11 protein-coding genes are annotated in these 14,297 nt (G+C 39.7%); all 11 read left to right on the top strand.

Annotation, left to right across the window (positions count from 1 at the left end):
- Positions 1 to 211: 211 nt before the first annotated feature.
- Positions 212 to 1,123, top strand: a complete 912-nt coding sequence (gene truB / locus FHQ08_RS11840; protein ID WP_230914591.1) for a tRNA pseudouridine(55) synthase TruB — start codon at positions 212 to 214, stop codon at positions 1,121 to 1,123.
- 15 nt (positions 1,124 to 1,138) lie between these two features.
- Positions 1,139 to 2,095, top strand: coding sequence for a riboflavin biosynthesis protein RibF (gene ribF / locus FHQ08_RS11835; RefSeq protein WP_230914590.1), 957 nt, complete (start codon positions 1,139 to 1,141; stop codon positions 2,093 to 2,095).
- A 2-nt stretch (positions 2,096 to 2,097) separates the two neighbouring features.
- The gene (gene hemW / locus FHQ08_RS11830; protein WP_230914589.1) at positions 2,098 to 3,243 is read left to right on the top strand and encodes a radical SAM family heme chaperone HemW; all 1,146 of its coding nucleotides are present in this window, start codon (positions 2,098 to 2,100) and stop codon (positions 3,241 to 3,243) included.
- A gap of 111 nt (positions 3,244 to 3,354) precedes the next feature.
- A complete protein-coding gene (gene hrcA / locus FHQ08_RS11825) occupies positions 3,355 to 4,407 on the top strand; it encodes a heat-inducible transcriptional repressor HrcA (protein ID WP_230914588.1) in 1,053 nt (350 codons plus the stop codon).
- Between the two features lie 83 nt (positions 4,408 to 4,490).
- Entirely contained in the window at positions 4,491 to 5,087 is a 597-nt protein-coding gene (grpE, locus tag FHQ08_RS11820; protein WP_407929217.1) for a nucleotide exchange factor GrpE, read from the top strand.
- 31 nt (positions 5,088 to 5,118) lie between these two features.
- A complete protein-coding gene (gene dnaK / locus FHQ08_RS11815; RefSeq protein ID WP_230914586.1) occupies positions 5,119 to 6,981 on the top strand; it encodes a molecular chaperone DnaK in 1,863 nt (620 codons plus the stop codon).
- A 171-nt stretch (positions 6,982 to 7,152) separates the two neighbouring features.
- Entirely contained in the window at positions 7,153 to 8,298 is a 1,146-nt protein-coding gene (gene dnaJ / locus FHQ08_RS11810; RefSeq protein ID WP_230914585.1) for a molecular chaperone DnaJ, read from the top strand.
- Between the two features lie 151 nt (positions 8,299 to 8,449).
- On the top strand, positions 8,450 to 10,288 hold the full coding sequence (lepA, locus tag FHQ08_RS11805; RefSeq protein WP_230914584.1) for a translation elongation factor 4: 1,839 nt from the start codon (positions 8,450 to 8,452) through the stop codon (positions 10,286 to 10,288).
- A 131-nt stretch (positions 10,289 to 10,419) separates the two neighbouring features.
- Positions 10,420 to 11,607, top strand: a complete 1,188-nt coding sequence (locus FHQ08_RS11800) for a galactokinase (RefSeq protein WP_230914583.1) — start codon at positions 10,420 to 10,422, stop codon at positions 11,605 to 11,607.
- A gap of 18 nt (positions 11,608 to 11,625) precedes the next feature.
- Positions 11,626 to 12,618 carry a UDP-glucose 4-epimerase GalE gene (galE, locus tag FHQ08_RS11795; protein ID WP_230914582.1) on the top strand — a complete coding sequence of 331 codons (993 nt, stop codon included), beginning with the start codon at positions 11,626 to 11,628 and terminating at the stop codon, positions 12,616 to 12,618.
- Complete coding sequence (locus FHQ08_RS11790) at positions 12,615 to 14,087, top strand: UDP-glucose--hexose-1-phosphate uridylyltransferase (RefSeq protein WP_230914581.1); 1,473 nt, start codon at positions 12,615 to 12,617, stop codon at positions 14,085 to 14,087. Before galE ends, FHQ08_RS11790 begins: the two co-directional genes overlap by 4 nt.
- The last annotated feature ends 210 nt before the right edge of the window (positions 14,088 to 14,297 follow it).

Below are 14,297 nucleotides of genomic sequence, written 5' to 3'. Positions count from 1 at the left end.
TGGACTTATCAATCTGTCCACAACGTACCAGTCTATTCAGAAACGCTTAAGTTATTGAACCGCCGTATACGGAACCGTACGTACGGTGGTGTGAGAGGCCGACCCGTTAGGGTCTCCTACTCGATTAAGTAAAATTGTAGAAAACCCTAGGCTTATCATAGGAATCCAGTTATACTATAAGTATTTGAATTTATCAGAATGGAGCATAAACATGGACGGCATTTTACCGCTTTATAAAGAAGCCGGCATGACTAGTCACGATTGTGTCGCCGCAATTCGAAAAATTATCCATCAAAAAAAGGTCGGACATTCAGGAACTTTAGATCCTGCCGTCGAAGGTGTTTTACCGATTTGTCTGGGGAATACGACCAAGGTTGTCAATTATTTGATGACCAAAGGGAAAACTTATACTGGCAAAATCATTTTGGGCGAGGCCAGTGAGACCGAAGATTTGGAAGGTAAATTGATTGCACGTGAACCTCTGTCTAAGCCCTTTGAAATTAACCGCATCAAAACAGCTATGCAAGCTTTGACTGGCGATTTGATTCAGATTCCTCCCATGTACTCAGCCGTAAAAGTACATGGCATGCGCTTATATGAATATGCACGCCGAGGTCTACCAGTTGAACGACCTGAGCGACCAGTTCATATATATCGTTTTGATTTTAAACAAACAGCTTTTGATGAAAATAGTGGGCTGCAAACAATTCAATTTGAAGCCGAGGTCTCTAAAGGTACTTATATTCGGACATTAGCGGTTGATTTGGGCAAACAATTAGGTGTACCGGCATTAATGGCCCAGTTAACCCGACAATCCAGTGGCGGCTTTACTATATCGCAAACGATTCGCTTAAATGAATTTGCGGAGGCTGTATCCGATGGGAAAATTGAATCATATCTTTTTCCATTGGATCATGCATTATCTGATTATCCTAAAATAGAAATTTCAACCGAGACATGGTCACGTGTCAAAAACGGTGGCTTTTTAGAATTACCTGGAGAAACTGAGGCTGTGGTTGCGTTAACTTACCAAGAACATATTAAGGCGTTATATCAGAGGAAACGCGATGATATTTTTAAGCCACTGTCCATGTTTTTAGAAAACGAAGGCATCCGCCCGTGAGATAGGAGTTTTATCATGCAAATTGTTCATTTACATCATCCGTATGATACCACTAAAATAATTAATCAATCGATTGTTTTGGCATTAGGTTTTTTTGACGGTGTGCACCGAGGACACCAAGCCGTTATTAAGCGTGGTAAGGAGATTGCGGAGACACAAAATTTGCCTTTGGCAGTCATGACGTTTAACCAGCATCCAGCTATCGTCTTTGAGCAGGTCGGTCCTCAAGGTATTCAGTACTTATCACCATTAAAACGTAAAGCTGAATTAATGGCGCAGTTGGGCGTAGATATTTTTTATATTGTAGATTTCACGTCAAATTTTGCCAACCTCTCTCCGCAAGCGTTTGTCGACCAATATATCATCGGATTACACGCAAAATTTGTAGTTGCTGGCTTTGACTATACCTTTGGTAAGCAAGCGGTAGCCAACATGACAACGATGCCTAAATTTAGCCACCATCAATTCGAAATTGAAACCGTATCAGAAGAAGATGATGCCGACTTAAAAATTAGTTCTACCCGGATTCGAAAGCTATTAAGTGCGGGTGCAATCGACGAAGCCAATCACTTGTTAGGTTATACTTATGAAACTCAAGGACTTGTTGTTCATGGCCTTGCCCGGGGCCGAACGTTAGGGTACCCCACAGCCAATGTAATCACAAGTCAAGCACAACAAATTCCTGGTATTGGTATTTACAGCGTTCAAATCAACGTGAATAATCATTGGTATGAAGCTATGGCTTCAGTTGGGTATAATATTACTTTTGATGAAACCAAAACACTGACTTTAGAAGTTAATATTTTTGATTTTGACGAATTTATTTATGGTGAACAAGTTAAAATTCGATGGTACCATTATTTACGCGGTGAAATAAAATTTTCTGGTGCAGAAGCACTAGTTGCGCAACTCGATCAAGATAAAATAGCAACACAAAAATATTTTGCAACGCAACCTAAGAAAGAAGTGTGATCATGGCTGCAGCTTATATTCATATTCCTTTTTGTGATTTTATTTGTTATTATTGTGACTTTAACAAAGTGTTCATTGAAGGCCAGCCGGTTGATGAATATATTGATTTGTTGCTACGTGAAATAAAAATGACCATGGCCCATTACCGCCAAGAGCCAATCGACACCATTTATATTGGAGGCGGCACACCATCCAGTATTAGTCCTCAGCAATTAGAGCACTTACTAAGTGGCATCCAGAAATATCTACCTGTAAAATCAGGCGGCGAGTTTACCATTGAATGTAATCCTAATAATTTATTGGATACAACACGCTTAGAAGTGATGCGTACTTATGGCGTCAATCGTTTGAGTATTGGCGTACAATCGTTTAATGATGCTGTACTTAAAAAAATTGGACGCAAACATTCGGCCCAAGATGCCCTGACTGCGATCCATAACGCACATAAAGTCGGTTTTGAAAATATTAGCATTGATTTGATCTTCCGATTGCCAGGACAAGACACGGCCGATTTTAAGCAGACATTGGCGCAAGCAATTGCATTAGACTTGCCACATTACGCCACGTATTCTCTGATCCTAGAACGCAAAACAATTTTTTATAACCTTCAACGTCAAGGCCGGCTGCATTTACCAAGTGAAGATGCAGAAGCAGATATGTATGAACTAGCAATCAATGAATTTAGCAAACATGGTTTAAACCAGTATGAAATCAGTAATTTTGCCAAACCAGGCAAAGAATCTAAACATAATTTAATGTATTGGCATAATGAACATTATTTTGGCTTTGGTGCTGGTGCATATGGCTATTTAGACCGTGATCGATATCATAACAATGGACCGATCCAGCAATACATGGCACCATTACGCAAGCATAAATTACCCGTATTTGAGCATCATTTAGTGCCTTTTTCAGAACAAGTTGAAGAAGAAATGTTTTTAGGCTTACGCACAAATAAGGGTGTTTCCAAACAACATTTTCAAGATAAATATGGTTATACGATCGATGAAATTTATGGCGACACGGTTAAAAACTTAATTCAACGTCATCTTTTAGTGGATGTGAATGGACATATATGTTTAACTCATGATAGCCGTTTTTTTGGCAATAATGTTTTTGCTGAATTCTTGTTGGATGACGAAACTTAAGTGTAAAATTCCAGAGTTTCCGTGTGATTTCCTTGACAACTTCTTTAGGGATTGCTATATTATATCTTGTATTAGCACTCTATGTCTTTAAGTGCTAAAAGAGGTGGTTTGATGCTGACACAAAGACAGGCGCTTATTTTAAAGAATATCATCAGGATCTTTACAGAAACTGGTCAGCCAGTCGGTTCCAAACATTTGATGGATGAGTTGCCGATCAAAGTTAGCTCCGCCACGATACGTAACGATATGGCAAAATTAGAAGACATGGGGCTACTGGATAAGATGCATTCGTCTTCTGGGCGAATACCTTCAACCAGTGGTTATCGTTACTACTTGGACCATTTGCTTGAGCCGAGTGGCGTTTCACAAAGTGATCTAGCTGTGATTCAACAAACTTTTAATAAGCAATATCAAATGATTGATGATATCGTGGAACAATCAGCCATGATTCTTTCTACGTTAACAAGTTACACTGCTATTTCTTTAGGGCCGGATGTTTCTGATATTCGGTTGGATGGCTTTAGAATGGTTCCCTTAGGTAATCATCAAATTATGGCAATTTTGGTTACCAGTACAGGATCCATTCAAAATCAAATTTTTCAGTTGCCTGCTAGTGTCGCTGGTGAAGATTTGGAAAAAGCGGTTCGAATCATTAATGATCAACTTGTGGGGCAGCCGCTTTCGACCGTTGCAAAACGGATTCGTACCGACGTACCGCAAATGTTGATGAAGTATGTCACAACACCTAATGGTTTTTTGGATATTTTTGGTAATGTCCTTAAACAAGCAGAGTCTGATCGTTTCTATGTCGGCGGTCGATTAAATCTATTGGACTTCGCAAATAACGATGTTGCTTCATTAAAGTCACTTTATCATTTATTTGAAAAGAATGATGATTTAGCTCAGTTGTTACGTATGCCGGACATCGAACGTGATAAGGATGGTAAAATCATCGTTCGTTTGGGCAATGAACTACACCCACAAACGCTACACAATTATTCGTTGATAACGGCAACGTATGACGTACATGATCACGGTCGTGGCGTGATTGCATTATTAGGGCCAACAACAATGCCTTATTCCCGAATTATTGGTTTATTAGACTTGATTCGTGAGGAATTAGCTAGACGGTTGACCGATTATTATTCTAATTTCGATGATTAGAAAGGAGTTTTCACTTGGCTGACAAGAAGAAAGTTGATTTTCCTTCTGAAAAAGATTTATCAACCGATGAGACAGAAGCGCAAATCAAACAACAAAAAACAAAGTCCAAACCAGAACCTGAAGCAAAATCAGCTGCCAATGAGCAGACACATACAACAGCCTCTAAAAGTAAGAACAAAGCTACTGAAGCCGTTGCATCCGATAAGGCATCTGATCAATCGGAAACGGATCAAGCTTTAAAAACATTGCAGACAAAATACGACGCTTTAGAAGATCAGTTTTTAAGAGCTCAAGCTGAAATTCGAAATATGTCCAATCGACATAAAAAAGAACAAGAGCAATTGGCAAAGTATGACGGTCAACGTTTAGCTAAAGATATTTTGCCTGCAATTGATAATCTTGAACGTGCTTTAGCTGTAGAAGTGGATAATGATAGTGGACAACAGCTTAAAAAGGGTATTGAGATGGTTTATAAAGATATGCAAAAAGCATTAACTGATAACCACATCACTGAAATTAAGGCATTGGGCGAAAAGTTTGATCCAACACTACATCAAGCTGTACAAACAGTGCCGAAAACAGAAGCCCAAAAAGCGGATACAGTTGTTCAAGTTTATCAACGTGGTTATCAATTAAAAGACCGAGTAATTCGACCAGCTATGGTTGTTGTTGCTCAGTAACTAATCTGTAAGAAAAGAAGGGTTAAGTAATATGTCAAAAGTTATTGGTATTGACCTAGGTACAACTAACTCAGCCGTTGCAGTACTTGAAGGCGGCGAACCTAAAATTATCACAAATCCAGAAGGTGCACGTACGACACCATCTGTTGTCGCTTTTAAAGACGGCGAAATTCAAGTTGGTGAAGTGGCTAAACGTCAAGCAATTACCAACCCAGACACGATTGTTTCTATTAAACGTCATATGGGTGAAGCCAATTATAAAGTTAAGGCTGGCGATAAGGAATACACGCCACAAGAAATTTCAGCAATGATTTTGCAATATATTAAAAAGTTTGCTGAAGATTATTTGGGTGAAGAAGTCACTCAAGCGGTTATTACCGTCCCAGCTTATTTTAACGATTCTCAACGCCAAGCAACTAAAGATGCTGGTAAAATTGCTGGCTTGAAAGTAGAACGGATCATTAATGAACCAACAGCTTCAGCTTTAGCTTATGGCCTAGACAAAGCTGACAGTGATGAAAAGATCTTGGTCTATGACTTGGGTGGTGGGACATTTGATGTTTCCATTCTTGAATTAGGCGATGGCGTCTTCCAAGTACTTTCTACCAACGGTGATACCCATTTAGGTGGGGATGATTTTGATCAAAAAATCATGGATTGGTTGATTGAAGGTTTCAAGAAGGATAACGGTATTGATTTATCCAAAGATAAGATGGCTTTGCAACGACTAAAAGACGCTGCTGAAAAAGCTAAGAAAGATCTTTCTGGTGTCACAAGTACCCAAATTAGTTTGCCATTTATTTCTGCAGGCGATAATGGTCCGTTACATTTGGAAACAACTTTGACTCGAGCAAAGTTTGATGAGTTAACGGCTGACTTAGTTGAAAGAACTAAGATTCCAGTAGAAAATGCCTTGAAAGATGCTAAGTTGAGTAACAGTGATATTGATAAAGTTATTCTAAATGGTGGTTCAACACGAATTCCAGCAGTCCAAGATGCTGTAAAAGATTGGACTGGTAAGGAACCAGATCATTCTATCAATCCGGATGAAGCCGTTGCCTTGGGTGCTGCAATTCAAGGTGGTGTCATTACTGGTGACGTTAAGGATGTTGTTTTGTTGGATGTCACACCGCTTTCTCTAGGTATTGAAACTATGGGTGGTGTCTTCACTAAATTAATTGATCGGAATACAACAATTCCAACGAGTAAATCGCAAGTCTTCTCAACCGCCGCTGACAATCAACCAGCTGTTGATATTCACGTATTACAAGGTGAACGGCCAATGGCAGCTGATGACAAGACGCTTGGTCGGTTCCAATTAACAGATATTCCAGCTGCACCACGTGGTGTACCTCAAATTGAAGTTAAGTTTGATATTGATAAAAATGGGATCGTTAATGTCTCGGCTAAAGATTTAGGGACTAAGAAAGAACAAAAGATCACCATTAAGAGTTCTTCAGGTCTTTCAGACGAAGAAATCGATCGTATGATGAAAGAAGCTAAAGAAAACGAAGAAGCAGATACAAAACGTAAAGAAGAAGTTGATTTACGTAACGATGTCGATCAATTGCTCTTTACTACCGATAAGACTTTGAAAGAAGTTGAAGGTAAGGTATCTGATGATGAAATTAAAAAAGCTAAGGATGCTAAAGCTGACCTCGAAAAAGCCAAACAAGAAAATAATCTTGAAGACATGAAGGCTAAACGGGATGCTTTGAATGAGATCATCCAAAACTTGACAGTCAAATTATATCAACAAGCACAGCAACAAACGGGTGCTAATCAAGGCGCTGCTGGGGCTGGTGCACAAGGTACGACAGGTTCATCTGATCAAAAAGGTGATAATGGCGATACCGTTGATGGTGATTTTGAAGAAGTTAAAGACGATAAATAACAAACAAGCTTAGTTTGTTGACATCTAGCACGTCTAAGCTGACCCATCAGCAGAATGTCTGACTTTTGCTGGTGGGTCATTTTTGTAATCATGTGGAAAATTATTTTCAGAATAGTATGAATTTGTGTTATATTATTCCAGACTTTAGTTTTTCCTTTAAGGAGGCAAATCATGGCGGAAAAGAGAGACTACTATGAAGTCCTCGGTGTTTCAAGAGATGCTAGTGATGATGAGATCAAAAGAGCATTTCGTAAATTATCAAAAAAGTATCATCCTGATTTAAACAAGGCACCTGATGCAGAAGCAAAATTTAAAGAAGTCAATGAAGCTTATGAAGTATTGAGTGACCCTCAAAAACGTGCGGCCTATGATCAATATGGTCATGCAGGTATGGATGGTGCCGGTGCCGGTAATGCTGGCGGCGCTGGTGGTTTCGGTGACTTCGGCGGTTTTGGCGGCTTTGACGATATCTTTAGTTCCTTCTTTGGGGGCGGCAATGCACAACAATCTGCGTCTTCACCAAGACAGGGTAACGATCTTCAATATCGCATGGATTTAGATTTTAAAGAAGCAATTTTTGGTAAATCAACAACGATTTCTTATAATCGTGAAGCAACATGTGAAACCTGTAATGGTAGTGGTGCTGCACCGGGCACTAGTCCGGTGACCTGTCACAAATGTCACGGTAGTGGTTACGTGGAAGTTGATCGCCGGACACCACTTGGCATGATGCGGACACGAGAAGTTTGTGATGTGTGTGGTGGCACTGGTAAAGAAATTAAGGAAAAGTGCCCAACATGTCATGGTTCTGGCCATCAAAGTGAACGCCACAGCGTAAAAGTCAAAGTCCCTGCTGGGGTCGATGATGGCCAACAAATGCGTTTGCAAGGTCAAGGTGAAGCAGGGTCTAATGGTGGCCCTTATGGGGATTTGTACATTGTATTTCGGGTCAAACCAAGCCGTCAGTTTACGCGTGATGGCACTGAAATTTATTCCAGCTTGAATATTTCTTTTGTTCAAGCCGCATTAGGGGACGAAATTGATGTAGATACGGTTTATGGCCCAGTTAAATTAAAGATTCCCGCTGGCACACAAACAGATACCTCGTTCCGACTGCGTGGCAAAGGCGCGCCAAAACTTCACGGAAATGGTGCTGGCGATCAACACGTTAAGGTCCGAATTGTTACCCCTAAGTCATTAAACAATAAACAACGTGAAGCTTTAGAAGCCTTTATGAATGCATCTGGTGAGCATGTTCAACCTCAAGAAGGTGGTTTTTTCAATAAAATCAAAGACTCCTTTAAGGGTGAAAAATAATCAATTCTTATAGATGATTTTTAGCGAATTTTTAGATTATAACTTAATCTGGAAATTCGCCTTTTTAATAGCATTAGTATCAGCACCAGTTTGTATTCATAATTCTTGCTTGCTATAATTAATAGATAAGTCAAAGAAGGTAGGAAACATAATGGATCGTAACGAGATGATCGAACATCAAAAAGAGATTCGCAATTTTTCCATTGTCGCGCATATCGATCATGGTAAATCAACAATTGCTGATCGAATTTTGGAAATGACGGATACAGTTTCACAGCGCGAGATGCAGGATCAAATTCTCGATGATATGGACCTTGAACGCGAACGTGGGATCACCATCAAATTGAATGCAGTACAACTCCATTACCATGCTAAAGACGGTAAAACTTATGTTTTTCATTTGATCGATACGCCAGGACATGTGGATTTTTCTTATGAGGTATCTCGAAGCTTAGCAGCGTGTGAAGGGGCTATTTTAGTTGTGGATGCTGCTCAAGGGGTAGAGGCACAAACATTAGCGAATGCGTATTTAGCTGTCGATAATGATTTGGAAATCATTCCAGTCATTAATAAAATTGATCTGCCATCTGCTGACCCTGACCGAGTCAAGGAAGAAATTGAAGAAATGATCGGGATCGATGCAAGTGATGCGGTTTTAGCTAGTGCTAAAGAAGGTATTGGCATTCCCGAGTTACTTGAAAAAATTGTCCATGAAGTTCCGGCCCCATCGGGTGATGTAAACGCACCCTTTAAAGCATTGATCTTTGACTCGGTTTATGATAATTACCGTGGGGTCGTCCTTAGTATTCGTGTCATTGATGGCTTTGTTAAAGTTGGCGATACCATTGAGTTGATGAATAATCAGAAAAGATTTGAAGTTACTGAAGTTGGTGTGATGTCCCCTAAAGCAGTTCAAACAGCCACATTATCAGCTGGCGATGTTGGTTACCTCACGGCCAGTATTAAAAGCGTCAAAGATACGCGTGTTGGGGACACAATCACATTAGCCGATCGACCAGCGGAAAAGGCCTTACCTGGCTATCGAAAGATCACACCAATGGTTTATTCAGGTATGTATCCCGTTGACAATGCTAAATTTAATGATCTTCGAGAGGCCTTGGAAAAATTACAGCTAAATGATGCCGCATTAGAGTTTGAACCAGAAACCTCTAAAGCGTTAGGCTTTGGTTTTCGTTGCGGCTTTTTGGGTTTACTGCATATGGATGTCGTCCAAGAAAGACTTGAACGTGAATTCAATCTGGATTTGATCATGACCGCGCCAGCTGTGGATTACCATATTATCTTGACCGACGATACAAAAAAGGTAATTGATAACCCGGCCGAAATGCCAGAAGCTACTTCAATCAAAGAAATTCAAGAACCGTATGTTAAAGCACAGATCATGGTACCGAATGATTATGTTGGACCAGTAATGGAACTTTCTCAACGTAAACGTGGGGAATTTGTGACAATGGATTATTTGGATAAATATCGGGTGAATATTATTTATGATATCCCGTTATCAGAAATAATTTACGATTTCTTTGATGATTTGAAGTCTAATACCAAAGGTTATGCTTCTTTAGATTATGAAATCGAAGGCTATCGCGCCAGTGACCTAGTTAAAATGGATATCTTGATCAACGGGGAGGTCGTGGATGCTCTGAGTTCTATCGTGCACAAAGATTTTGCGTTTGAACGGGGTAAAGAAATCGTTAGTGCTTTAAAAACGACCATTCCGAGACAACAATTTGAAATTCCAATTCAAGCTGCAATTGGCAATAAGATCATTGCACGGTCTAATATTAAAGCTTATCGTAAAAACGTCTTAGCTAAGTGCTATGGTGGCGATATTACACGTAAGCGAAAATTACTGGAGAAGCAAAAAGCCGGTAAGAAACGAATGAAATCGGTTGGTTCTGTAGAGATTCCTCAAGAAGCGTTCATGTCTATTCTGCGTACTGATGAAACCGAAAGCCATAAAAACTAAAAAATATTTTTCGATTGAAAACCGCTTTCAATTTAATTGAAGAGCGGTTTTTACTTAATTTTACTAAAAAACTTGTTTAATCATAAAATTAAGGTAAGATAATATTAGAAACTTAATAAAGGAGTGTCATTATGAGTGGAATTTATCAACCAGCGCCTATTTTGAAAACGCTTGATAAAAATTTTGAAAAGGTTTTCGCCACGCAACCAACAGCAAAATACTTTGCTCCTGGCCGCATCAACTTAATTGGCGAACATACCGATTATAATGGTGGTTATGTTTTCCCTTGTGCGATTAGTCTGGGCACTTATGCTGCAGTCGCCCCTAGAGATGACAATCAAGTTCGTCTTTATTCCGAAAATTTTCCTGAAGCTGGCATCAAAACAATTACACTTCAAGATCTAAAATATGACAAATCTGATACCTGGGCCAACTATCCTAAAGGGATGTTCTATTTCTTTGAAAAACACGGATTGAAGATTACGCATGGTTTTGATATTTGTGTTCATGGGAATTTGCCTAACGGTTCAGGTCTCTCATCTTCAGCGTCCATCGAAATGTTATTTGGTAAAATTTTGACTGATCAATTTAACTTTGATATTGATCAAATTTCAGTTGTCAAAATTGGTCAAGAAGTGGAAAATAAATTTATTGGTGTTAATTCTGGTATCATGGATCAATTTGCCGTTGGTATGGGACAAAAAGACCATGCTATTTTACTAGACACTAATACACTTGATTATGACTTAGTGCCCATCAAACTTGGGCAATATAAAATCGTTATCATGAACACCAATAAACGGCGTGAACTCACTGATTCAAAGTATAATGAACGCCGGGGTGAATGCGAAAAGGCACTGGCATTAATCCAAAAACAGACAGCTATCCCTTCACTGGGCGCACTAGATAAAGATGGATTTGACGAATATATGTATACCGTCAATGATCCAGTCTTGATTAGACGTGCCCGTCATGCTGTTTTTGAAAATCAGCGTACAAAATTAGCAACCACGGCATTGAAGGCCAATGATTTAAAAACCTTTGGGCATTTGATGAATGCTTCACATATCTCGTTAGAGTATGATTATGAAGTCACAGGAGTAGAATTAGATACTCTTGCCCATTCTGCTTGGGCACACGGTGCTTTAGGGGCACGAATGACTGGTGCTGGTTTTGGTGGTTGTGCGATTGCTTTAGTCAAGACAAGTGACATTGAAACTTTTGTCACTGCTGTTAGTCAAGACTATAAAGCAAAAGTGGGTTATGATGCGGACTTTTATATTGCCGAAATTGCGGATGGGCCAAAGGTAATCGCTTAGATTAGGAGGAATTTTTATATGACTATTTTAGTTCTCGGTGGTGCTGGCTATATTGGGTCACATACAGTTGATCGATTAATTGAGAAGGGCTACGACGTTGCCGTCATTGATAATTTAATTACCGGACATAAGCATGCTGTTAACCCTAAGGCTCGTTTTTATCAAGGCGATATTCGCGACCGCGGCTTTTTAGAACAAGTTTTTAATGCAGAAAAAATTGATGGTGTCATTCATTTTGCCGCCTATTCCGTTGTCCCTGAGTCAATGGCCAAACCATTAAAGTATTTTGATAATAATACGGGTGGCATGATTACGCTGCTAGAAGCTATGCATGATCACCAGGTAAACCATATTGTCTTTTCTTCGACAGCAGCAACTTATGGTGAACCTAAACAAGTTCCAATTAAAGAAACAGATCCCCAAGTGCCTACAAACCCATATGGGGAAAGTAAGCTAGCTATGGAAAAAATCATGAAGTGGAGTGATACAGCATACGGCATTAAGTATATCGCCTTGCGTTACTTTAACGTTGCTGGCGCAAAAGCGGACGGCACAATTGGCGAGGATCATAATCCTGAAACACATTTGATTCCAATTATCTTAGAAGTTGCTCAAGGTAAACGCGATCAATTGAAGATCTTCGGTGGTGATTATCCGACTAAAGACGGGACGAATGTTCGTGACTATGTCCATGTTGTAGACTTAGCAGATGCCCACATTTTAGCCATTCAACGCCTCATTGATGGCGGTGATTCAGATGCTTTCAATTTAGGTTCATCCACTGGTTTTTCAAACAAAGAAATTTTGGAAGCCGCACGCAAGGCAACCGGTAAAGAAATTCCAGCTGAAATTGCGCCACGGCGTGCCGGTGATCCTAGTACTCTGGTGGCTGATTCAACAAAAGCACGCCAAGTTTTAGGTTGGAAACCAAACTATGATGATGTTGAAAAAATCATTGCAACAGCATGGCAGTGGATTGAAACGCATCCGAATGGATATGATGACAAATGAGTCAAGACTTAGCACAACAATTTGCTAATGCAATCATTGCTACCGGACAAACTTATCAAAATTTGGATTTTATTTACTTAACTAATCAAATCTACGCATTAGTTGGGCATGACCAACTATCGACACTTGAAGACGGTACTGACCTCGTAACACTGGCACAGACTTTAGTTGCCCGAGCAGTAATGAATGGAAAAATAACGGACACAACGGCGGCACGAGATATTCTGGAAGCTCAATTGACTAACTTTTATACGCCAGCACCTAGTAAAGTCAATCAAGTTTTTTGGGACGAATATCAGGCTGAACCGCAACAAGCAACAAATTATTTCTACAATTTAAGTAAGGCCAATAATTACATTAAAACGGCCGCAATTGCAAAAAATATCAGTTATAACGTCAACACGGCTTATGGTGATCTGGAAATTACAATTAATCTTTCTAAGCCCGAAAAGGATCCAAAGGAGATTGCTCTGGCTAAGTCACAGCCCAAGACAAATTATCCCTTAGATCAATTGAGTATTGAAAATGAAGGTTATCTTGGTCGTGTAGATTTTCCTGCTCGAACGAACCACCGTATCGTTCGTGTCATGTTGAATGGTGAAACCTGGGGAATGCAGTATTCACCTTATGCATATTTCAACGAACATTGTATTTTCTTATCCGCTGCGCATCGACCAATGCACATCGATGCGGCAACAATCAGTAATTTATTAGAAATCGTACGTTTATTCCCACATTATTTTGTTGGTAGTAATGCCGATTTACCAATTGTCGGCGGCTCCATGTTAAGTCAAGATCACTATCAAGGCGGACGTCATGATTTTCCTATGGCTAAAGCTAGTATTGACCGCCCAATTAAAATAACCGCCTTTCCAAATATGAAAGCAGGTATTGTCAAGTGGCCAATGTCGGTAATTCGTTTAGAAAGTAATGATGTACAGGCACTCGTCAATTGTGGCGACTACATTTTAAAACATTGGCAAAACTATTCCGATCCTAGTGTGTCGATTCGAGCACAAATTAATGGTGAACCACATCACACTATCACACCTATTGTGCGGCGTACCTCAGCTAATGGTTATCAATTAGATCTTGTTTTGCGGGATAATCAGACATCAGCAGAATTTCCTGATGGTATTTTTCATCCACATCAGGATGTTCAGCATATTAAAAAAGAGAATATTGGGTTGATTGAAGTGATGGGCCGCGCAATTTTACCAGCTCGATTAAAGACCGAATTGGTAGAGGTCGAAAAGTACTTACTTGAACAACCAAACGAGATGAAGGCTTATCATCAAATTTGGGCTGATGAATTAAAACAAAAATATAACTTTACTGCTGAAAATATCCATTCAATTGTTCAAAAAGAAGTTGGTTATGTTTTTGCCCGTGTCTTAGAAGATGCTGGCGTCTTTAAGCGTAGTGCTAAAGGGCAAGCAGCATTTGATCGCTTTATAGAAGAATTATAGAAATTAAATATTAAAAAGTGCGCGCGTAAGTGTGAGATAGAAGCTATGCCATTTACAAACAGTCTAAATTAAACTGCCCTTAAAATCGAGTAGGAGACCCTAACGGGTCGGCCTCTCACACCACCGTACGTACGGTTCCGTATACGGCGGTTCAATAACTTAAGCGTTTCTGAATAGACTGGTACGTTGTGGACAGATTGATAAGTCCAC

Origin of the sequence: Agrilactobacillus fermenti (assembly GCF_021030645.1) — a bacterium.
GTDB lineage: Bacteria > Bacillota > Bacilli > Lactobacillales > Lactobacillaceae > Agrilactobacillus > Agrilactobacillus fermenti.
The sequence above is the reverse complement of the archived record's forward strand: the minus strand, read 5'-3'. Positions and strand labels throughout refer to the sequence as shown.